This window comes from Brevibacterium sp. SMBL_HHYL_HB1 (assembly GCF_018208375.1).
In the GTDB taxonomy this organism is placed as follows: domain Bacteria; phylum Actinomycetota; class Actinomycetes; order Actinomycetales; family Brevibacteriaceae; genus Brevibacterium; species Brevibacterium intestinavium.
In genome coordinates, this window is record NZ_CP062936.1 from 1,758,195 (window position 1) to 1,780,923 (window position 22,729).

General features: G+C 66.8%; 14 protein-coding genes, 1 tRNA gene and 1 pseudogene. 2 read left to right on the top strand and 14 right to left on the bottom strand.

The genetic code is table 11. The annotated features are described in order from the left end of the window. The 14 genes and pseudogenes from rho to IG171_RS08255 all read right to left on the bottom strand — a co-directional run bounded on the left by rho (position 1) and on the right by IG171_RS08255 (position 18,289). Positions 1-2,029: pseudogene (gene rho / locus IG171_RS08190) on the bottom strand (transcription termination factor Rho). Positions 2,030-2,253: 224 nt separating this feature from the next. Then, on the bottom strand, positions 2,254-3,156 hold the full coding sequence (gene thrB / locus IG171_RS08195) for a homoserine kinase (protein ID WP_212131180.1): 903 nt from the start codon (positions 3,154-3,156) through the stop codon (positions 2,254-2,256). 2 nt (positions 3,157-3,158) lie between these two features. Further along, complete coding sequence (gene thrC / locus IG171_RS08200) at positions 3,159-4,244, bottom strand: threonine synthase (protein WP_212131181.1); 1,086 nt, start codon at positions 4,242-4,244, stop codon at positions 3,159-3,161. 2 nt (positions 4,245-4,246) lie between these two features. Then, positions 4,247-5,590 (bottom strand): homoserine dehydrogenase, encoded by a 1,344-nt coding sequence (locus tag IG171_RS08205; protein WP_249204193.1) that lies wholly within the window; start codon positions 5,588-5,590, stop codon positions 4,247-4,249. Further along, the gene (gene lysA / locus IG171_RS08210) at positions 5,587-7,029 is read right to left on the bottom strand and encodes a diaminopimelate decarboxylase (protein WP_212131182.1); all 1,443 of its coding nucleotides are present in this window, start codon (positions 7,027-7,029) and stop codon (positions 5,587-5,589) included. The genes IG171_RS08205 and lysA overlap by 4 nt, the downstream gene beginning before the upstream one ends. After that, positions 7,029-7,841 carry a DALR anticodon-binding domain-containing protein gene (locus IG171_RS08215; protein WP_212131183.1) on the bottom strand — a complete coding sequence of 271 codons (813 nt, stop codon included), beginning with the start codon at positions 7,839-7,841 and terminating at the stop codon, positions 7,029-7,031. The genes lysA and IG171_RS08215 overlap by 1 nt, the downstream gene beginning before the upstream one ends. Positions 7,842-8,001: 160 nt before the next feature. Further along, positions 8,002-9,177, bottom strand: a complete 1,176-nt coding sequence (locus IG171_RS08220) for an MFS transporter (RefSeq protein ID WP_212131184.1) — start codon at positions 9,175-9,177, stop codon at positions 8,002-8,004. Positions 9,178-9,265: 88 nt separating this feature from the next. Further along, entirely contained in the window at positions 9,266-11,815 is a 2,550-nt protein-coding gene (locus IG171_RS08225) for an FtsX-like permease family protein (protein ID WP_212131185.1), read from the bottom strand. Continuing rightward, positions 11,812-12,618, bottom strand: coding sequence for an ABC transporter ATP-binding protein (locus IG171_RS08230; RefSeq protein WP_212131186.1), 807 nt, complete (start codon positions 12,616-12,618; stop codon positions 11,812-11,814). The genes IG171_RS08225 and IG171_RS08230 overlap by 4 nt, the downstream gene beginning before the upstream one ends. Positions 12,619-12,739: 121 nt before the next feature. Beyond that, positions 12,740-12,815: transfer RNA gene (locus tag IG171_RS08235), tRNA-Arg, on the bottom strand. 136 nt (positions 12,816-12,951) lie between these two features. Next, entirely contained in the window at positions 12,952-14,001 is a 1,050-nt protein-coding gene (locus IG171_RS08240) for a M15 family metallopeptidase (protein ID WP_212131187.1), read from the bottom strand. A 309-nt stretch (positions 14,002-14,310) separates the two neighbouring features. Continuing rightward, the gene (locus IG171_RS08245; RefSeq protein ID WP_212131188.1) at positions 14,311-15,372 is read right to left on the bottom strand and encodes a hemolysin family protein; all 1,062 of its coding nucleotides are present in this window, start codon (positions 15,370-15,372) and stop codon (positions 14,311-14,313) included. Beyond that, positions 15,369-16,700, bottom strand: a complete 1,332-nt coding sequence (locus IG171_RS08250; protein ID WP_212131189.1) for a hemolysin family protein — start codon at positions 16,698-16,700, stop codon at positions 15,369-15,371. The genes IG171_RS08245 and IG171_RS08250 overlap by 4 nt, the downstream gene beginning before the upstream one ends. A 131-nt stretch (positions 16,701-16,831) precedes the next feature. Continuing rightward, positions 16,832-18,289: a GuaB1 family IMP dehydrogenase-related protein gene (locus IG171_RS08255; protein WP_212131190.1), complete on the bottom strand. Its 1,458-nt coding sequence runs from the start codon at positions 18,287-18,289 to the stop codon at positions 16,832-16,834. A gap of 102 nt (positions 18,290-18,391) precedes the next feature. On the opposite strand from IG171_RS08255, the gene IG171_RS08260 reads away from it, so the two are divergent. Together IG171_RS08260 and IG171_RS08265 are read left to right on the top strand one after the other, a co-directional pair. After that, entirely contained in the window at positions 18,392-22,111 is a 3,720-nt protein-coding gene (locus IG171_RS08260) for a multifunctional oxoglutarate decarboxylase/oxoglutarate dehydrogenase thiamine pyrophosphate-binding subunit/dihydrolipoyllysine-residue succinyltransferase subunit (RefSeq protein ID WP_212131191.1), read from the top strand. After that, positions 22,108-22,722, top strand: coding sequence for a GDSL-type esterase/lipase family protein (locus IG171_RS08265; RefSeq protein ID WP_212131192.1), 615 nt, complete (start codon positions 22,108-22,110; stop codon positions 22,720-22,722). Before IG171_RS08260 ends, IG171_RS08265 begins: the two co-directional genes overlap by 4 nt. Positions 22,723-22,729: the final 7 nt, after the last annotated feature.

The window sequence follows — 22,729 nt, forward strand, 5'->3', positions numbered from 1 at the left end:
TCAGCTGTTGTCGGTCGAGGACTTCGGCAGGGGTGTCGTCTTCTGGACCTGCATGAGGAACTCGACGTTCGAGCCCGTCTCCTTGAGCTTGGACATGAGCAGTTCGACGGCCTGCTGCTGTTCGAGGCCGGACAGCAGCCGACGCAGCTGCCACATCACCTTCGTCTCTTCGGAGGTCATGAGCATCTCTTCGCGACGGGTGCTCGAGGCGTTGACGTCGATGGCAGGGAAGATGCGCTTGTCCGCGAGCTGGCGGCTCAGGCGCAGCTCCATATTGCCGGTTCCCTTGAACTCCTCGAAGATGACCTCGTCCATCTTCGACCCGGTCTCGACCAGCGCCGTGGCGAGGATGGTCAGCGAACCGCCGCCCTCGATATTGCGTGCGGCGCCGAAGAACTTCTTCGGCGGGTACAGCGCATTGGCGTCGACGCCGCCGGAGAGGATGCGGCCGGAGGCCGGCTGGGCGATGTTGTAGGCACGCCCGAGGCGGGTGATGTTGTCCAGCAGGACGACGACGTCCGAACCCATCTCGACCAGACGCTTGGCGCGCTCGATGGCGAGCTCGGCGATCGTCGTGTGGTCGTCGGCCGGGCGGTCGAAGGTCGACGCGACGACCTCGCCCTTGACGGCACGCTGCATGTCCGTGACTTCCTCGGGACGTTCGTCGACGAGGACGACCATGAGGTGCGCTTCGGGGTTGTTCTCGGTGATCGCATTCGCGATCTGCTGCATGATCGTGGTCTTACCGGCCTTCGGGGGCGCGACGATGAGACCGCGCTGGCCCTTGCCGATGGGCGTGATGAGGTCGATCAGACGCGTCGAGTGCAGCTTCGAGGTGGTCTCCAGCCGCAGGCGCTCCTGCGGGTAGAGCGGGGTGAGCTTCGAGAACTCGACGCGGCTGCGAGCATCGTCGACGGTCAGTCCGTTGACGGAGTCGAGGCGGACGAGTGCGTCGAACTTCTCGCGCTTGCCGCCCCGATGTTCGTTCTCACGCGGCTGGCGGATCGCGCCGGCGACGGCATCGCCCTTGCGCAGACCGTTCTTCCGCACCATCGAGGCCGAGACGTAGACGTCGTTCGGGCCCGAGAGGTAACCGGAAGTGCGCAGGAACGCATAGTTGTCATGGACGTCGAGGATGCCGCCGACGGGGATGAGCACGTCGTCGTGGCGGATGTCCGGCTCGTCATTGCCGCGACCGCGACGCTTGCGGTCCCGACCGCGTCCGCGACGATTGCCGCCGTTGTCGCGGTCGTTGCGGTGCGAGCGATCGTTGCCTCCGCCGCTGCGGTCGTGGCCGCCGCGGTCATTGCCGCCGCGGTCGTCACGGCCGGACCGGTCGTCACGACCGGAGCTGTTCCGGTCGTTTCCGCCCCGGTCGTCGCTGTCGCGGTCGGCGTTGCCGCGACCCTTGTCATGACCGCCCCGGTCGTCATCGGAGCGATCGCTGTGCTTGGCGCGACGCTCGTTGTCACGACCGCCGCGGTCGGAGCCGCGGTCCTGTCGGCCGCCGCGTTCGGACGAATCGTCCGACTGCTGGTCCCGGCTCTCGGCCGGGGACTCGGAGCTGCGCGAACGAGAACGGCTGCGACGGGACTGCTGACGGTCCTGATCGCCGCTGTCCTTCGGGCGAGGAACCCTCCGACTTCTCGGCGGCGGTCTCCTGTCCGGCCGCCGCGTCTGAGCTGGGTTCGACGATGAGGGCCGGCTCCTCGGACGACGGTGCGGCGGCACGGCGCGAGGAGCGACGGTTCGTCGACTCCTGCTTCTGCTCGTCCGACTTCTCCGCCGACTTCTCTGACTTGCCGCGCGCCGCATCGGCGGCGGACTTCTTCTCGGCAGGGGCGGACTTCGCGGACGCTTCCGCGGATCCGCCCGAGTGGCTGTTGATGGCGTCGATCAGTTCGCTCTTGCGAAGGCGACGGTAACCCTTGATCCCCAGGCCGGCTGCCATTTCCTGAAGCTGCGGCAGCCGCAGAGCTGTGAGGCTGCCAGAGCGCGGCGTGGAATCCTGAGTGGTGGTTTCAGACACGAAGGTCCTTCTCCCTCTTTCGGCCGTGCGGCATGTGCCGTTTGCTCACGGCGACGGAAGCACCATTGACGGTGCGTTGTGAAAGAAAACCTGCTGATGAATGAGCAGGAGATGTTCCAGAATGTTTGACATCGGCAACGGACCCGTGAAGATCAGCGGGAAGCCGTCCACTGTCGGAACACCTTCATTCTACTGGTTCGGAGCCGATCATGCGAATCGTTTCCTCAATTTTCTTCGCTCACCCGGTATCCCCCGAGGTCAATCGAGGTTCGATGGGCGCTGATGCCGGCGGGCACAGCGGTGTCGGGCACCGGCCCGTCGAGGACGAGCACGGTGGGCCCGGCGCCGGAGACGACAGCCGACAGCCCGTGTCCGCGCAGCGTATCGACCAGGGCCATCGACTCCGGGTAGACACTGCGGCGGAACTCCTGATGGAGCTTGTCACTGGTGGCTTCGAAGAGCGCTGAGGGGTCGTTGACGAGCCCGTGCACCAGCAGTCCCGAACGGGCCGAGTTCTCCGCCGCGAGGTCATGGTCGATGACAGCGGGGATGAGACTGCGGGCGACGTCCGTGTCCAGGCGGACATCGGGGATGAGCACGGTGACCTCGTCGATCGTTCGCACCGGCACCTGCCAGGTCCGGGCCGGTCCGGACAGGGAGATGGTCAGCCCGCCGAAGATCGCCGGCGCCGCGTTGTCGGGGTGGCCTTCGAAGTCCGTGGCGATCTCGAGGATGCGTCTGCGATCCAACCGCGCACCGGTGGTCAGGCCTCCGAGCTCGGAGGCCAGGCCGATGCCGGCCACGACGGCCGCAGCCGATGAGCCCAGCCCTCGGGAATGCGGGATCCGGTTGCGACAGTCGAGTTCGATCCTGTCGATCAGCGACTCGTCCGCGGCGGGGAATTCGGCGGCGAACACCTCGGCGATGACGCGCATGACCAGATGGGAGCGATCGCGCGGCAGCGCCTGCGCCCCCTCCCCCGATACCGTGACACACGATTCCGGGTCGACGGGGTCGTCGTGGACGGTCAGGGTCAGCGTGTCGACGATGTCCAGGGCGAGGCCGAATGCGTCGTATCCCGGTCCCAGATTCGCCGAGGTGGCCGGCACCTCGAGTTGCAGCCGCACGCTCAGCTGTCCTCGAGGCCCAGGGCCCGGGCAGCGCTGACGGCGTCGACCGAGACCCGCTGGGTCTCGATCTCGGAGCCGTCTGCTGTGTGCAGCGCCCAGGACGGATCCTTGAGCCCGTGGCCGGTCACGGTCACGGCGATCGTCGCGGAGTCAGGAACCCTGCCTGCGTCGGCGGTCTTGAGCAGTCCCGCCACCGAGGCGGCCGAGCCGGGTTCGACGAAGATGCCCTCTTCGCGGGAGAGGAATCTGTGGGCGAGCAGGATCTCGTCGTCGGTGACCGAGTCGATGAAGCCGCCGGATCCGTCACGGGCCGCTTCGGCCTGACTCCAGCTGGCGGGGTTGCCGATGCGGATCGCGGTCGCGATCGTGTCCGGATCGTCGACCGGGTGTCCGAGCACCAGCGGTGCGGCTCCGGCGGCCTGGAATCCCCACATCTGCGGCAGCCTCTTCGCGACTCCCCGCTCCCGGTATTCGTTGTAGCCCTTCCAGTAGGCCGTGATGTTGCCGGCGTTGCCGACGGGAAGGACGTGGACGTCGGGGGCATCGCCGAGCACGTCGACGACCTCGAAGGCAGCAGTCTTCTGTCCTTCGATGCGATCGGGATTGACGGAGTTGACGAGGTGGACCGGATAGGACTCCGAGAGCTTGCGGCACAGTGTGAGGCAGTCATCGAAGTTGCCGTCGACCTCGAGCAGTGCGGCACCGTGGGCGATGGCCTGGCTCATCTTTCCCGGAGCGATCTTGCCGCTGGGCACGAGCACGGCACAGGTCAGTCCGGCCTTCGTGGCATAGGCCGCCGCCGACGCCGAGGTGTTGCCCGTCGAAGCGCAGATGACGGCCTTGGCACCATTGGCCGCGGCCTTCGTGATCGCCATCGTCATCCCACGGTCCTTGAACGAGGCGGTCGGGTTGAGCCCTTCGTACTTCACCCACACCTGGGCGCCGATGCGTTCGCTGAGCCGATCCGCCTTGATCAGCGGTGTCCCACCTTCGCCGAGGGTCACGGCCGGGGTGGATTCGGAGACGTCGAGCAGACTCCGATACTCCTCGACAACGCCCTGCCACTGGTGTCTGGGGTAATTCATTCTCACTGTCCTTCTACGCGGATCACGGATTTGACGGCATGGACGACGGACAGGTCGATGAGTCGATCGACCGTCTTCCTCAGAGTCGAGTCGGTGTTCGAGTGGGTGGCGAGCACCAGTTTGGCGTGCTGGACGCCGTCGTCGTCGACATCGCCGACCGTCTGGCGCATGAGCTCGATGGACGCGCCCTCGTCGGCGAAGACCTCGGAGACCGCTGCCAGCACGCCGGGACGGTCGACCACGTCGAGGGTGATGTGGTAGCGGGTCGTGATCGAGGAGATCGGCAGGATGCGGGAGTCCTCGTGGAAGGGACGCTCGTACTGTCCGCGTCCGCCGAGGACCTTGCGCCGGGCCACGGACACGATGTCTCCGAGCACCGCTGAGGCGGTCGGGGCTCCCCCGGCTCCTTGGCCGTAGAACATCAGCTCTCCGGCGGCTTCGGCTTCGATGAAGACCGCGTTGAAGGCCCCGCGCACCGAGGCCAGGGCGTGATTGCGGTCGATCAGGGCGGGATAGACGCGGGCCGACAGCCCGGCACCGGTCGGTGAGGAGGCCACGCGTTCGCAGACGGCGAGGAGTTTGATGACGAAGCCCTGATCGCGGGCGGTCTCGACCATCTCGGAGGTCACGCCCTCGATGCCTTCGACGTGGACGTCGTCGATCGACACGGGCGCGTGGAAGGCCAGTGACGACAGGATCGCCGCCTTCGCGGCCGCATCGTGTCCGCCGACGTCGGCGGTCGGATCGGCTTCGGCATAGCCGAGCGCCTGCGCTGTGGTCAGGGCCCGTTCGAAGTCCCAGCCCTCGGAATCCATCTGGTCGAGGATGTAGTTCGTGGTGCCGTTGACGATGCCGATGATCCTCTCGATCCGGTCACCGGCCAGGGAGTCGCCGACGGGGCGGATGATGGGGATGGCTCCGGCCACGGCCGCTTCGTGCTCGAGGCGGACACCGGCGGCGTCGGCGGCGGACATGAGCTCACCGTAGCTGGCGGCCAGGAGCGCCTTGTTCGCCGTGACCACCGAGGACCCCTGCTGCAGGGCCGCGGTGATGAGCGATCGAGCCGGTTCGATCCCGCCCATGAGCTCGACGACGATATCGGCGTCGGCGATGGCCGCCTCGGCGTCGGTGGTCAGCAGGTTCGGGTCGATTCCCGAACGGGGACGCGATGCGTCCCGGACGACGATGGCGTTGAGTTCCAGTGGCGCCCCGATGCGTTCGGCCAGGCCGTCTGCGCGGTTCTGAATCCGTGCGGCGACTTCCGTGCCGACGACTCCGCATCCGAGCATGGCAACCTTCAATGCCTGCATATCCTCACCTTTTCCGCTGTTGTCGTTGACGCTCATCTGCTGCTCGGCCCGCCATCGGCCATCCCCGGATCGGTGGCGAACATCTGCGAGTGATCCTCGGGCAGGACGATCCACTCAACTCTATCGGCATCGACGGCGAGCACTCCCGGCCGGGGGATGTGGTTGTAGTTGCTGGCCAAGGGGCGGCAGTAGGCGCCGGTGGAGGGAACGGCGACGAGGTCGCCGGCGGTGACATCGGCGCCCATGTACTCGTCCCGGACGATGATGTCGCCGGATTCGCAGTGCTTGCCCACGACGCGCACGATCGCCGGTTCCGCGCTCGAGGCTCGGTTGGCCAGGGTGCACGAATAGTCAGCGTCGTAGAGGGCGGTGCGGATATTGTCGCTCATCCCTCCGTCAACGGCGACATAGGTGCGGATTCCGCTGTCGGTGCTCACCTGTTTGACGGTGCCGACCTCGTAGAGGGTGAACACGGCCGGGGAGACGATGGCTCGGCCGGGCTCGATCGAGATCCGCGGGACATTCGTTCCCAGACCGCGGCACTCCTTGGCCACCACCGCGGCCAGCTCCGTCGCCATCTCGGCAACCGGGATCGGGGTGTCCTGTGAGGTGTACCGGATGCCGAAGCCGCCGCCGAGGTCGACCTCGGGCAGATCGATGCCGTGTTCGGCCATGACCTCGGCGCGGAAGCCCAGCACCCGGGCGGCGGCGACCTGGAAGCCGGAGATGTCGAAGATCTGCGAGCCGATGTGCGAGTGGAGGCCGTCGAGGCGCAGATGGGCGGAGTCGGCGACCTTCTGCGCAGCGCGTGCCGCGGTTCCGTCGGCCAGGGACAGGCCGAACTTCTGGTCTTCGTGGGCGGTGGCGATGAAGTCGTGGGTGTGTGCCTCGACGCCCACGGTCACTCGCAGCATGACCGGGGCCAGGACTCCCGTGGCCCCGGCGATCGTGTCGAGCCTGTCGATCTCGTCGAGGCTGTCGACGAAGATCCGCCCGACCCCGTAGTCGAGGGCGTATTCGAGTTCGGCGACCGACTTGTTGTTCCCGTGCAGGCCCACCCGGTCGCCGGGGACCCCGGCGGTGCGAGCGACCATCATCTCCCCCAGAGAGCAGGTGTCGAGGCCGAGACCGGCCTCGTGCACCCAGCGGGCCACCGCGGTGCACAGGAAGGCCTTGCCCGCATAGTAGACATCGGCTCCGGCCAGTCCCTTCTCAGCGGAGAAGGCGTTCGCGAAGGTCGAGGCATAGGCCTGGGCGCGGGACCTGAAGTCGGCTGCGTCCATGATCAGGGTGGGGGTGCCGTATTCGGCGGCGAGTTCGGTCACCGAACGGCCGGCGATGGTGAGCACCCCGTCATCGGTCTTGGTGACGTTGTCCGACCACAGGCTCGGCAGGAGCGCATTGACGTCATCGGGGTAGGGCAGCCACACCGGGGCCGGGGTCGCGTGCAGCGTACCTGCGATATGTGCGGGCATCAGATCCTCTCCGGCGCCGAAGCGCCCAGTTGTCGTAGTCCTGCGGCGAGGACGATGATGGCGGCTCGGGCGAGGACGAGCCGTGATGCGTGTCTGGCGGTGATGTCCTCATCGATCGTCGGCGTCACCCGGCAATGACCCAGCCAGTCCTCGATGGCGGCGGAGACTTCGCTCAGCCCGGTCAGCAGCGGTTCGCCTCGTTTGCGACGTCGAGACCGGTCCAGGGCGGCGGGGATCGCGGCCAGTGCGTTGAGCAGCCGCACCTCGGTGGGGTGTGCGAGGCTCGAAGCATCGACCTGCTCGGTCGTGATGCCGGCGGCGTGCGCGCGCCGTTCTTCCCGGCAGACCGCGGCGTGGCCGAGCTGGAGCGGCCTGACCGCGGACGCATCGACGGATGCCACCTGGCCGGTGTCCGCGACGACGCGGCCCGCCGGCAGGGATCCCGCATCGCCGAGGCTGCCCGACCGGAGGGTCGGCTCGCTCACCGCATCGGCCGCGGTGATGATGTCGAGTGCCACCTGTGCCCGTGCGGCCGGGGTCATGGTGATGTTGACGAAGCCGGGGCCGGCGATATCGGCCGACGCCACTTCGGGCAGCGACCGCAGGTGAGCACAGATGTGTTCGGCCAGGTCGAGCCGACTCGAGGGTCGGGCAGCGGCACGCAGGGCCGCCGTCGTCGACCAGTCCCCGAGCTCCGAACGCCGCGGCGGAACGACCTCGACCGGGGCTTCGGCGGCACCCGGTGCCGCGAGACCGTCTGCGGCCAGCGCCAAAGCGCGCGAAAGAGCGGTCTGCAAGTCTTCGGGGGTCACTCGAACAGAGTACTCGGAGCCGCGGGGCGAGGACGAATCTGTCGTCATCTTCGCTCTCATGACGAGACGCGGCGGCCGGAAGCCTGCCGCAGCCGGACGTGTGCCGGAGGCGCCAGCCGCCAGCGCGCCGATGGTCGCTGGCGGAAGCACGCAGGGCTCATCAGATCGAGCCGGGGCGGCAGGCGGCACGGCTGACGAGCAGTTTGACCGCCACCGAGGCCAGGACCACCGCGAAGGCGGGCCACAGGCCATCGAAGCTCTGAATCAGAAAAGCGAAGATCAGCGGTCCTGTGGCTGCCAGAAGATAGCCGCCGCCTTGGACGAACCCGGACAGGGACGCCGCCGAATCCGCGTCGCGAGCACGCAGGGTGATCAGCGTCAGCGCCAGCGGGAAGGTCGAGATCCCGATGCCCAGCAGCACCGTCCACAGCACCGGAGCCGCCGTCGGAAGCAGCCACAGTCCGATGTAGCCCACGGCCAGGCTGAGGCAGAATCCGACCACGATGGGATAGGCCGAGCTCAGCTTCTGTGCCAGGGTCGGAAGAACGAACCCGAGAACGAGCGGGATCGCGGTGACCAGGGCGAGCATCGCACCGGCGAAGGCCGCATCGAACCCTGAGCGTGTCAGCAGCGTCGGCAGCCAGGTGAAGAGGATGAAGTTGTTGAATGAGGTCAGCCCCGTCATCGTCATCAGCGCCCACGCCCGCTTGCTGCGCATGAGCCGGGCGAGTTCGCTGCCGCCGACGACCGCGGCGGCCACCTCGACCGCCGGGGCCGGACGGAGCAGGCGGAGGAGCAGCCACACGGTCACGCCGAGACCGGCGAACCCGGCCCAGACGAGCAGGGAGCCGCGCCAGCCGAATCCGGTGGCCAGGGGAACCGCGACGAGAGGCGGGATGAAGGTGCCGAACTGGAGCAGACCGACATGGACGGTCGACATCAGCGCCACCCGGTCGGGGAAGTACGACTTCACCAGGGGTGGAAGGACGACATTGCCGATGCCCATGCCCAGCAGCGCGAGCACACTGAGGGCGAGGAAGACCGGTGGCGAATCGATCACGGCCCGAACGCCGAGGCCGATGGTGACCATGAGCATCGCCGCCAGCGTCAGTCCGAGGTCGGTGAAGCGCGTGTAGAGCCGTGGGGTGATGAAGCCGCTGAGACCGTACAGCAGCGGAGGCAGCATGCCGATGATGGCCAGGAACGTCGCACTCAGGTGGATCTCCTCGCCCATCGCGTCGAGCAGGGGTGAGAGTCCGGTCACGCCGGGTCGCAGATTGAATGCGGCGATGACGATTCCGACGATGATCAGAATGCGTGTCCGCGCAGAGTCCATGGTCTCTTTCCTATCAGACGAACACCCGCCCGCCGCCGTGCGGGGTCGGGTCTGAGGAGACCGGCTTACGAGATCGCAGCAGCGCGGATCAGAAGTCGAGTTTGAGCCCTTCGACCGGGGACAGGCGCGCGGCCCGACGAGCCGGCGCCAGAGCGGAGAGGATGCCGGCCACGATCGCGACGCCGAGGATGCCGAGGAATGCCGGCACGGAGAAGTCGACGATGAGGTCGGTGGAGTAGCCGTAGGTGAGCAGTCGGGTGCCGACGATTCCCAGTCCGGTGCCGAGGATCAGGCCCACGAGCGCTGCCACCGAGGAGATGAGCACGGCTTCCAGCGCCAGCAGCGACCGCAGCTGCGCGATGCTCAGTCCCAGGGCACGCATGAGCGCATTCTCCCGCCTGCGTTCGATGACGGAGAGGCTGACGGTGTTCGAGACCCCGATGAGGGCGATGAGGACGGAGACGAACAGCAGCCCGACGGCCCCGGCGAGCATGACGTCGATGAGTTCGGAATAGACACCGCGGGCGACGGCGGATCCTCCGACCTCGTCGCTGGACACGTCGAGGGCTTCGGCCACGGACTGCTGGATGCGGTCGATCTCATCGACGTCGACGTCCTCGTCGAGGCGGACGAGCACGGACGTCGAGGTCGCGGAGACTCCGATGCTGTTGCCCACCTCGGGGGTGGTGAAGAACGCCAGACTCGACAGGCCCTCCCTGTGCACGGGAACGTTCATCTCGTTGAGGCCTTTGATCCGCACCGTCGCATCGGAGTAGTCCTCGGGCACGACCACCCGACCGGGCACGAGGTCGGCAGCGGAGTCGCCGAGGACGGTCGAGGCGGTTTCGGGATCGATGACATAGATCTCGGGACGCTCTCCCTTGAAGTCCTCGACCGCCTCGGCGCGGTGGGCGGTCACGGCGTGGGCCACCCCGGGGATCTCCCGCACCTGTGCCAGCGTATCATCGTCGACGATGCCGGACAGCGGCACCGAGACATCGACCGGGTAGCGCTGGTCGAGACCATGGCCGAGCGTCGCCTTCGTCGACATTCCGCCCACGAGGATGGTCGCGACCAGAGTCACACCGATGATCAGCGCCGTGGCGGTGGTCGCCGTGCGCCGGGGATTGCGCAGCGTGTTCAGGGTCGCCAGCTGCCCCGGCAGTCCCCAGGGACTGAACAGCACTTCGCCGATCCAGCCGACGATCGGCGGGATGATCTGCGATGAGCTGATGACCAGCCCGGTGACGAGCAGTCCCCCTCCGAGGGCACCGCCGATGATCCATTCCTGCCCGCCCGACACCGCGTAGAGGGAGGCGATGACGAGTCCGACGCCGACGGCGATGCAGCCGAAGCCGATGATCTGCCGGGGCCTGTTGCGTGTGGACGGGGTGAAGGAGACGTCGAAGGGCTGGAGCGCCTCCAACGGGGTCACGGCGATGGCGCTGCGGGCCGGGCGAATGGTCGCCAGGATCGTCAGCAGCGCCCCGACTCCGATGCCGGTGAGCAGCGCTGAGACGGGAACGGTGAGGGTGTCGTAGGGGAACTCCTCGGGCCAGTAGCGCACAGCCGCCAGCATCAGGCCGCGGCTGACTCCGATCCCGGCGAGGACTCCGAAGACGGAGCCGAGCAGGCCGACGAAGAGCCCCTCGGCGACGACCGAACCGTACATCTGACCGCGAGAGGCGCCGAGGCAGCGCAGGAGCGCGAGTTCGCGGCGACGGCCCGCCACGATGACAGAGAACGTGTTCGACACGACGAGGATGGCGACGACGACCGAGATCCCGGCGAAGCCGAGCAGCAGCGCAGTGATCACGGAGTTGCCTCCGGAGAGACGGTCGGTCTTGACGTCGACGGCGTCGTCGACGGTGAGTGCATCGAGGCTGCCGTCGAGGTCCGAGGAGTCGATGACCGACTGCAGCCGTTCGCGCACCTCTGCCGCGTTCGCGTCCTCATCGAGTGCGATCTGAATGGCGATGACATCGCCCTGCTGTGCGAAGTACTCCTGATAGCCCGACGCGGTCGTCAGCGCTCGGTTGGCTCCCGGCAGTGCCGGGTCCTCCCCCATCTCGGCGAGGCCGACGACCGTGAAGGTGACACTGCTGTGGCTCGGTCCGCGGTAGATCGGCGTGTCGTCGTCGCCGGTCTCGACCGGGACGGAATCGACCGTGAAGCGGATCTCGTCGCCGATTGCGGCCCCGAGGTCCTCGGCCGTGGACGCGTCGAGAACCAGATCGGTGGGAGCATTCGGCCGCTGACCGGAGACGAGGTCGAAGGAGTCCAGGTGAGCATCGGCCGGCACCGGAGACAGGGCGAAGGAGCTCTCGGAGAACGATGTCCCACGCCCTGTGGTCAGGGTTCGCGCCGACAGCGATGCTGTGTGGACCCCGTCGATGTCGGACATGGGACCGAGCAGGGGTGCGACTTCGTCTCCGCCGACGAAGACGTCCTTGCCGGGGATGACCGTGAGATCGGCGTGGGAGAACGATCGGCCGACAGCGTTCTCGAGGCTGTTCTGCAGGGAGGAGTTGATGATGAGGGTCGTCGCGACGAACCCTGCCGCCAGGGCGATTCCGAGGCCGATCGCCAGGAAGCGCGCCCAATGGATCCGGATCTGCGCCAGAGCGACAGCGATCACAGAGCGCTCAATTCGCTCAGGGCGGTGACCACGCTGTCCCGGGTGGGCTGCCGGACCTCCCCGGTGGCCCGTCCGTCTTTGAGCAGGACGACCCGGTGGGCGTGCGAAGCTGCCATCGGGTCGTGGGTGACCATGATGATCGTCTGTCCGTACAGGGTCGTGGCGCGTCCGAGCAGGGACAGCACCTCGGCGCCGGCATGGGAGTCGAGGTTGCCCGTGGGTTCGTCGGCGAAGATGACATCGGGTCTCGTCAGCAGGGCCCGCGCCACGGCCACGCGCTGCTGCTGACCGCCGGAGAGCTCATGCGGTCGATGCTGCAGGCGGTCGCCGAGTTCGAGGCGTTCGACGACCTCGTCCTTCCACTGCCGATCGATCTTCTTCCGGGCCAGGGACACGGGCAGTTCGATGTTCTGTTCGGCGCTGAGCGTCGGGACGAGGTTGAATGCCTGGAAGATGAAGCCGACGCGGTCTCTGCGCAGCTGGGTTAGCTGACGGTCGTTGAGCCGGGTGATGTCCTTCCCGCGCATGATGATCGACCCGGAGTCGACGCGGTCGAGTCCGGCCAGCACATGCATGAAGGTCGACTTCCCCGAGCCCGAGGGGCCCATGATGGCGGTGAAGCGACCGGATTCGAAGTCGACGCTGATGTCGTCGAGGGCGTCGACAGCCGTGTCCGCCCGGCCGAAGCTCTTGCGCAGGCCCTTCGCCCGAAGGACGATGCCGGAGTCGTCGGCGGCCTCACCGGTTGGGACCTGACCGGCGGCTGTGGCCGCACGACCGGTCTCATCGGAGGAGTTCGACATACGGGCCTCTTATCGCAGTTCTGGGATCGTCTCCGACTACCTTAGATGCTGGCCCAGTCGACGACCACTTGGGCCGGAGTCGCAGAACCGCCCACCTCAGCTGCTGAGATGGGCGGTGGTGTGGTGCCCGCGACAGGATTCGAACCTACGACCTTCTGCTCCGGAGGCAGACGCTCTATCCACTGAGCTACGCGGGCAACGGATGCAATGCTACCACCGTTCTCCGGTGCCTCCCAAAACGACACCGCGTGCAATCGGAAATCGATTGCACGCGGTTTGTCGGGCTCGGTTCCGGCAGCGCTGAAGCGCCTGCCGAGCACAGGTTCGGAGGGCTCAGGCGCCCTTCATGTCCTTGCGTCCGGGAACGTATTCCCAGTGCCAGAGCTCGTAGGAGTTCCGCTTGGCCCAGTCCGGGTTCTCCCAGCCGTACTCGCTCGCGTTCGCGACCAGCCAGTCGTACTGCTCGCCGCTTCCGGTCTGGGTTCCCCCGCCGAGGTCCAGTGCCAGGCCCCAGCCGTGGTTCGAGGTGCCGGGACGAGCGGCGAAGCCCGGTTTGCGGGCGGCGACGGAGACCTGCGACTCCAGCGAGCGGTAGGAATCGGTGACGGCGAGGTCCTTTCCGGTGTCCTTCTTGAACGCCGCGTTCATCTTCGCGAAGGCGACCGCGGCATCGGTGCGCAGCTTGTGGTTTCCGACACCGATCTCGCACAGCCATTCATCGGGCAGTTCGCCGTTGCTGGCCTCACCCTTGGGCGCCTCACCATCGCAGCCGGGCAGAACCGTCTTCGTGATCGCCCGCGAGGCGGCCTCGACCTTCGTCTGCTTGGCGCTCGGTGCGCCGATCGTCATCGACGTCTTGTCGTCCTTGTCGACGGCGATGTCGGCAGAGACGGATTCGGCGTTGATCGCTCGCGGCTGCGACTGGGCGGCCGAGTCGTCGACCTTGACCTCCTGCTTGCCGCTGAGGTTCCCGGCGACCATCACCGCAGCGATGGCGGTGCCGGTCACGGACACGGTGGCCAGGGCGGAGAAGGTCGTGACCTGGCGTCGGCGGACCGAACGCAGCAGCGAACCGTCCGAGCCGCGCCTGCCCAGCTGAGCGGCGGCCAGTGTCGAGGTGCGCGCGGCGGGAGTCATCATCTGAGACTGCGCCTGCGCAGCCTCCCTGGCCATCGCGGCCCGACGCGGCGAACCGGCTGCGGCACGCGCCTCGGCGGCCATGGCCGCGCGCCGAGGAGACAGTTCGGCGGCTTCGTCGCTGCGCGGCGAGGACTTCGGCACATTGTTGAGGATCGTCGAAAAGTGCGACGAGGCCCGGTTCTGCCTGCGCAGATCGCGACGGCGGACCTGCGGCGCCTCGGCGGTCGAGAGCTCACTCGACATAGTGCTCCATACTGTTGGCTGTAGCTGTGCGGCGGGCCCCGGATGCGGGCGCCCCAAATGGCTGATGTCACAACACTATAACGACATCGTTACAGAATGTCACTTCTCGGTCATGCACCGCGTGTGACCTGGGCGTTCGTCATTTTCGGAGGGCCAGAAAACACTACAGATGACCTATTCGGGAAGGCGCGAAACAACGTTTCGTTATCATCCGTTACAAATGTTGTCGGACGTCGTGGTCGGCCCGCCGAGGTCATCGGACACCGGGGTCCCCGACCGGGGACCACCGGTGCCGGACGGCGATGTCAATCAGCGGCGGAAGTCGAAACGCCCCCGCTGCATGGCGTCCTGGACCTCGCCGACGAGCTCTTCGAGCACGTCCTCGAGGAAGAGCAGACCCAGCACCTGCGCCTGCGCATCGATGACCCTGGCCACATGGATTCCGACCTTCTGCATCTGCGCCAGCGCCTCCTCGACTTCGTCATCGGCGGTGACGGTGAACAGAGGGCGGAAGCGCTTGCTCTGCACCGGGGCGTCGAAGGCGTCATCGGTGTCGGCGTAGAGGACGTCCTTGATGTGGAGATACGCGCGCGGATATCCGTCCCCGCCGACGACGAAGTACCTCGAGAATCCTGTCTTGCCGACCAGGGTGACGAGTTCGTTCGGGGTCACCTCGTCCGAGATCGTGACGAGCTCGGACATCGGGACCATGATGTCGGCGGCGGTCTTGTCGCTGAACTCCAGGGCACCTTTGAGCAGACCCGTGTCGTCATTGAGCAGCCCCTCGCGCTTCGACTCCGCCACGATCGATTCGACCTGCTCGATCGTGTACGCCTCGTTGACCTCGTCGCGGGCCTCGATCCTGAACAGATGGAGGATCCCGTTGGCCAATCCGTTGAGCGGACGGATGACGAAGCCGAAGACGCGGGCGAGGAACACCAGCGGAGTCGCCAACAGCATCACAGCCTGGCCCGAGGCTGCCAGGGCGAGGTTCTTCGGCACCATCTCGCCGATGACCACGTGCAGGTAGGTGACGACGCCGAGGGCGAGGACGAAGGAGATCGTCGATGACAGTCCCGCGGGGATGCCGAGCCCCTCGAGCGGGCCGGCGAGCAGGTGGTGGATGGCCGGTTCGGCCACATTGCCCAGGAGCAGCGAGCACACGGTGATGCCGAGCTGACAGATCGCCAGCATCAGCGACACGTGCTCCATCGCGTACAGCGCGGTCTTGGCCGCGGCCGAGCCCTCGGCGGCACGTGGTTCGATCTGCGAGCGCTTGGCCGCGACCACAGCGAACTCGGCGCCGACGAAGAAGGAGTTGCCCAGCAGGAGCACGACCAGCCAGATCAGTCCCAACCAATCGGAGCTCACAGGCTCTCACCTCCCGCGTCGAAGGCATCCGCGTCCGTGGCGCGCAGCACCACCCGCAGGCGCTCGACCCGTCGACCGTGCATCCGCTCGACGCGGATCAGCGCGTCGTCGGTCGACACCTGGTCACCGGGTTCCGGGATCCGTCCGAGTTCCTTGAGCACGAAGCCGGCCAAGGTCTCGTAGTCGGAGTCCTCGGGGATGGTGATCCCCATCGTCGACGAGATCTCGTCGGGACGCAGCTGTCCGGGCACGATCCACGAACCGTCGCGGGCCGGACGGGCGGCCACCCGCATCCGGTCGTGCTCGTCGGCGACCTCGCCGACGAGTTCCTCGACGACGTCCTCGAGGGTGACGACACCCGCGGTGCCGCCGAACTCGTCGACGACCACGGCCATCTGCAGACCGGTGGCCCGCAGCTCCATGAGCAGAGGATCGAGCGTCTGCGTCTCCGGGATCTCCTTGACCTCGGTCATCAGTCCGCCCGCATAGGCGTCGTCACGGTTGGGAGGGGGAACGGCGAAGGCCTGTTTGACGTGGACGACGCCGACGATGTGGTCCTTGTCCTCCTCGGCCACGGGGAAGCGGGAGAATCCGGTCTCCCGGGCCTGTTCGATGATCTGACGCGCGGTGGTGTCCTTGCCCACCGTCGACATGCGCGTGCGCGGCGTCATCACATCCTCGGCCGTGCGTTCGGAGAAGCTCAGCGTCCGCTCGAGCAGATCGGCTGTCTGCTCGTCGAGCACCCCTTCCTCGGCGGAGTGCCTGACCAGCGACGTCAGTTCCTCGGGCGAGCGTCCCACGGAGCCCTCCTCCTGCGGTTCGACGCCCATCGACATGAGGATCTTGTTGGCTGTGCCGTTGAGCGCGGCGATGACCGGTTTGAACACGATGGAGAACACGTACTGCACCGGTGCGGCGATCCGTCCGGTGGCCAAGGGAACCGCGATCGCGAGGTTCTTGGGCACGAGCTCGCCGAAGATCATCGAGCCCACAGTGGAGACGATGAGGGCGATCGTCAGGGCCAGCGGAGCGGCGAGGCCGGGACCGACGCCCCAGGCCTCGAACACCGGAGCCAGCAGCTTGCCCAGTGACGGTTCCATGAGATAGCCGGTCAACAGCGTGGTGATCGTGATGCCGACCTGTGCCGCGGACAGCTGGGTGGACAGGTGCGTCATCGACCGCCGCAGCGTCTTCGCCCCGACGACGCCGGCTTCGACGGCCTGATCGGCGGTGTGCCGATCGAGTGTGAGCAGTGAGAACTCGGCCGCGACGAACACGCCGGTGCCGAAGATGAGGAACACAGCGAGAGCGAGGAACAGCCATTCCATCAGCGGCGACCCCCACCGATCACGGCTCGCCGAATCACGTGAATGAGTGGACCGACCCTTCCGGGGTGAGGGTCGTCGTCTGAGGCGCCGGCTTCCCGCCGGCCGGGACTTTCACTGTGCATGCAGAGATCTTACCAACTTCCGGCCAGCGGCCTGCCCTCTTCGTAACCGGCCGCACTCTGGATCCCGACCGCGGCCAATCGCGCGAATTCCTCGAGGTTCCGGGCCCCGGCATAGGTGAAGGAGCTGCGCACACCCGAGGTGATCGAGTCGAGCAGGTCCTCGACCCCAGGCGATTGGGGGTCGATGTACATGGTCGACGAGGAGATGCCCTCTTCGAACAGTCCCTTCCGTGCCCGGGAGAACGCCGATTCCGAACGGGTGCGATTGGCCACAGCACGTGCCGAGGCCATGCCGAAGCTCTCCTTGTACTTCCTCCCCTGACCGTCGACGAGGAGGTCTCCGGGGGATTCGTGGGTGCCGGCGAACCAGGAGCCGACCATGACCTGCGAAGCCCCGGCCGCCAATGCCAGAGCGACGTCGCGGGGGTAGCGGACTCCCCCGTCGGCCCAGACATGAGCGCCGAGCTCCCGGGCCGCCTCGGCGCATTCGAGCACGGCGGAGAACTGCGGGCGACCGACCGCGGTCATCATCCTCGTCGTGCACATCGCACCCGGACCCACCCCGACCTTGACGATCTGGGCTCCGGCGGCCACGAGATCGGACACGCCCTCGGCGGTGACGACGTTGCCGGCCACGATCGGCACTCCGAGGTCGGCGTCGGCGATCGCCGACAGCACTTCGATCATCTTCGCCTGATGCCCGTGGGCGGTGTCGACGACGAGCGCATCGGCCCCGGCCTCGACCAGTGCGGCGGCCCGTTCGACCGCGGCACCGTTGACGCCGATGGCCACGGCGATCTTGAGTCGGTCGTGAGCGTCGACGTTGGCGGTGTAGATCGACGAACGCAGCAGGGACTTCGGTGTCAGACCCCCGAGCACCCTGTCCTCGTCATCGACGACAGCGGCGAACTCGGCGCGCGATTCGGTCATGGACTCGAACAGCGATTCGAGCTGGCTGCCATCGGTCCAGTCGATCTCGGAGGCGCGGATGACATGGGGCGAGGAATCGAGGAGTTCGGACACGGCGGTGAAGCGATCGACATCGCGCAGACCCGCCGCATCGATGATGCCCTCGAGCCGACCGTCGGCGTCGACGACGACCCCGAAGCCGTGCGGACGCTTGGCCAGCACATGCAGCGCGTTGAGCACCGTGTCGTGCGGGGAGAACCGCAGTGCCGATTCGAAGATCCGGTCACGGCTCTTCACCCAGGAGATGGTGTCCCTCGCCGCGGTCAGGGGGATGTCCTGAGGCAGCACCGCCAGCCCGCCTCGGCGAGCCATGGTCTCGGCCATCCGCCGTCCGGACACGGCGGTCATGTTCGCGGCCACGAGGGGCGTCGTCGAACCTGTCGGATCCGTCGTGGTCAGGTCCACGTCGAACCGGGACGTCAGCGAAGATGAGCTCGGGACGAGGAAGACATCGGAGTAGGTCAGATCACTGTTCGGGTCTTTTGAGATGAAACGCATAACACTATTGTCGCTTATGTGCACATTGCGGGGCACATCGCGTTAGGCTGGGAGTTGTCGTTAAGCAGCAAGTCTTGAATCAGGAAGTAGGCGATCAGCGCCGTGTCCGTCAATACTCCGAACCGCACCGTTGAAGACTTCGGGTCCAACGAGTGGCTGGTCGAGGAATTGTATGAGCAGTACAAGTCAGATAAGAACTCGGTCGACAAGTCCTGGTGGCCGTTCTTCGACAAGTACGAGAAGAACAGCGGCGGCTCCCAGACCGCTGCTGCCAAGCCCGCTGCGAAGGCGGCCGACAAGTCTGCTGCGAAGTCCGAGGCTCCGGCCACGGCTTCGTCGGCACCGCCCGCCGCACGGGAGAACCTGCGCGGCGTCTCTCCGTCATCGGCGGAGTCCGAGACCCTGAAGGCGGAGACGAAGTCCGTCCCCCAGGTCACCGTCAAGGAGACCGCCCCGAAGACCGCACCGGAGGAGACGATCACTCCTCTGCGCGGCCCTGCGAAGCTCATCGCCAAGAACATGGATGACTCGCTCGAAGTCCCGACCGCCACCTCGGTCCGGGCGCTGCCTGCCAAGGCGCTCATCGACAACCGCATCGTCATCAACTCCCACCTCAAGCGGACCCGCGGCGGGAAGGTCTCCTACACCCACCTGATCGGCTATGCCGTCATCCGGGCGCTGCAGAACTTCCCCTCGCAGAACGTCTCCTACGACGTCCGCGACGGCAAGCCCGTGATGGTCTCACCGGCCCACATCAACTTCGGCCTGGCCATCGACGTGCCGAAGAAGGACGGCACCCGCACGCTGCTCGTGCCCAACGTCAAGAAGGCCGAGACGCTGACCTTCCGCCAGTTCGTCGACGCCTACGACGGCCTCGTCGACAAGGCGCGCAAGGGCAAGCTCACCGCCGACGACTTCGCCGGCACCACGGTCTCGCTGACCAACCCCGGCGGCATCGGCACCGTCCACTCGGTGCCGCGCCTGACCAAGGGCCAGGGCTGCATCATCGGCGTCGGAGCCCTCGACTACCCGGCCGAATTCCAGGGCGCGAGCCAGCAGACCATCAACTCGCTGGCTGTGTCCAAGGTCCTGACCCTGACCTCGACCTATGACCACCGGGTCATCCAGGGCGCGGGCTCCGGGGAGTTCCTCAAGCTCGTCCACAGCTACCTGCTGGGCGAGGACGGCTTCTACGACGACGTCTTCGAGTCCCTGCGCCTGCCGTATGAGCCGGTGCGCTGGGTTCCCGATGTCTCGGCCGAGGACCAGGACGATGTCAACAAGACCGCGCGCGTCATCGAACTCATCGATGCCTACCGCACCCGCGGTCACCTCATGGCCAACATCGATCCCCTGGTCTACCGGCAGCGCTCGCACCCGGATCTCGACATCAACCAGCACGGTCTGACCCTGTGGGACCTCGAACGCGAGTTCCCCACCGGCGGATTCGGCGCCAAGGCGATGATGCCCTTCCGCAGCATCCTCGGACTGCTGCGTGAGAGCTACTGCCGCACCATCGGCTTCGAGTACATGCACATCGCCGACCCCGTGCAGCGACGCTGGTTCCAGTCGAAGATCGAGGTCCCCCACCAGGAGCTGACCCGCTCCGAGCAGGGACACATCCTCGGTCGACTCAACGCCGCCGAAGCCTTCGAGACCTTCCTGCAGACGAAGTACATCGGGCAGAAGCGCTTCAGCCTCGAAGGCGGAGAGTCCGCGATCGTCCTGCTCGACGAGATCCTCAACCAGTCGGCCGACACCGGACTCGACGAGGTCGCGATCGGCATGGCCCACCGCGGGCGCCTCAACGTGCTCACGAACATCGCCGGCAAGTCCTACGCACAGATCTTCCGCGAGTTCGACGGCACCATGTCCCCCGACAGCGTGCAGGGCTCCGGCGATGTCAAGTACCACCTCGGCACGCAGGGTTCGTTCACCTCGCCGTCGGGCAACACCACCGGCGTCTACGTCGCAGCCAACCCCAGCCACCTCGAGACCGTCGACCCGGTCCTCGAAGGCATCGTGCGCGCCAAGCAGGACCTCATCGACCAGGGCGAGTCCGGGTTCACAGTGCTGCCCGTCCTCGTCCACGGCGATGCCGCATTCGCCGGTCAGGGCGTGGTCACCGAGACGCTCAACCTCTCCGAGCTGCGCGGCTACCGCACCGGCGGAACCGTGCATGTGATCATCAACAACCAGGTCGGGTTCACCACTCCCCCCGCCTCGGCGCGGTCGTCGTTCTACTGCACGGACGTGGCGAAGTCGATCAACGCCCCGATCTTCCACGTCAACGGCGATGATCCCGAGGCGGTCGTGCGTGCGGCGCGCCTGGCGTTCGAATACCGTCAGGAATTCAACCGCGACGTCGTCATCGACCTCGTCTGCTACCGTCGCCGCGGCCACAACGAGGGCGATGACCCCTCGATGACGCAGCCGACGATGTATTCGCTGATCGAGAAGAAGGGTTCGGTGCGCAAGCTCTACACCGAATCGCTCGTCGGCAGGAAGTGCATCACCGACGACGAAGCCGCCGACGCCCTCAAGGACTACCAGTCGAAGCTGGAGTCCGCGTTCGCCGAGACCAAGGAGGCCGAGACCGGCCCCTACGACGGCGAGGCGTTCAACGCTCCCTACGAGCCCAGCGACATCGAGACCTTCAACGATGTCGAAACGGCCATCAGCACCGAGACGCTCCAGCGCATCGGCGAGGTCTTCGCCGAGGTGCCCGAGGGCTTCACGATCCACAAGAAGCTGCGGGCGCTGCTGGAGAAGCGCAAGGAGATGTCGCTCTCGGGCGGCATCGACTGGGGCTTCGCCGAGCTCATCGCCTTCGGCTCGCTGCTGATCGACGGTGTGCCGGTGCGACTGGCCGGGCAGGACTCGCGCCGCGGGACCTTCGTCCAGCGCCACTCCGTGCTCATCGACTCGGTCAACGGCAACGAGTGGACACCCCTGCAGAACCTCACCGAGGATCAGGCCAGGTTCTGGGTCTACGATTCGCTGCTGAGCGAGTACGCCGCCGTCGGCTTCGAGTACGGCTACTCCGTCGAGCGCAAGGACGCCCTCGTGGCATGGGAGGCACAGTTCGGTGACTTCGCGCAGGGTGCGCAGACGGTCATCGACGAGTTCATCTCCTCCTCCGAGCAGAAGTGGCAGCAGAACTCCGGTGTCGTCATGCTCCTGCCCCACGGCTACGAGGGACAGGGACCCGACCATTCCTCGGGGCGCATCGAGCGCTACCTGCAGCTGTGCGCGGAGTCGAACATGACCGTGGCCCAGCCCTCGTCGGGAGCCTCGTACTTCCACCTGCTGCGCCGCCACGCCAAGACGACGAACAAGCGTCCGCTCATCGTCTTCACCCCGAAGTCGATGCTGCGGGCCAAGGCCGCGGCGAACTCGCCGGAGGAATTCACCTCGGGCCGGTTCCAGGCGGTCATCGACGACGGCGAAGTCGATGCCGGTCAGGTCGACCGGGTCGTGCTCGTGTCCGGCAAGCTCTATTGGGAGCTCAAGGCCAAGCGCGAGAAGGAGAACGACACGAAGACGGCACTCATCCGCTTCGAGCAGCTCTATCCGCTCGACGAGGAGGCCATCACCGCCGCACTCGACCGCTACCCGGCCGATGCCGAGATCGTCTGGGCTCAAGACGAGCCGGAGAACCAGGGCGCTTGGCCGTTCATGGCCCTGCACCTGCCTCAGCTGCTCGGAGGCCGTGAGCTCACCGTGACCTCGCGTCCGGCCTCTGCGGCCACCTCGACCGGGCTCAAGCACATCCACGAGGTCCAGCAGAAGGAACTCGTCGACCGGATCCTCAGCCGGTGAGCAGCGGCGTCACCACAACCATCGCCGTGGTCGGAGGGCCCCTGGTCGCCGGCCACGGCGATGGCCGTGGCCTCGGGTGGGTCGGTCGGGTCACGGCCCGGACCCTGCCGAGCCTGCCCGATCTCAAGGTCTATCCGCTGGCCGTTCCCGCCGAGGACTCCGCCGGTCTCCATGACCGCACCATCGCCGAGGCATCGCTGAGGTTCACCCCCGACGGTGACAATCGCCTGGTGCTGGCCCTGGGCTCGGGTGACCTCGACACGGGACGTTCGGTGGCCCGCGCTCGACTCGATGTGGCCAATGTCCTCGACGAAGCGCTGGCTCGGAAGGTCTCGACGTTCGTGCTGGGCCCACCGCCCGAGCACGATGGGGATCGCAATCGTCGCATCGCCGAGCTCAATACGAGCTTCTCCGATGTCGCGAAGAGACGGGGAATCACCTACGTCGATGCGTTCACTCCCCTGCTCGGCCATCCTGTCTGGCAGCGCGAGGTCGCGTCTTCGCGAGACCACCTGCCCGCGCAGGAGGGCTACGGTCTGCTGGCCTGGCTGGTCCTCCATCGCGGTTGGTTCAACTGGCTGGGAGTCCAGGACGTCCTCGGCGACGGCTGAGTCCGAA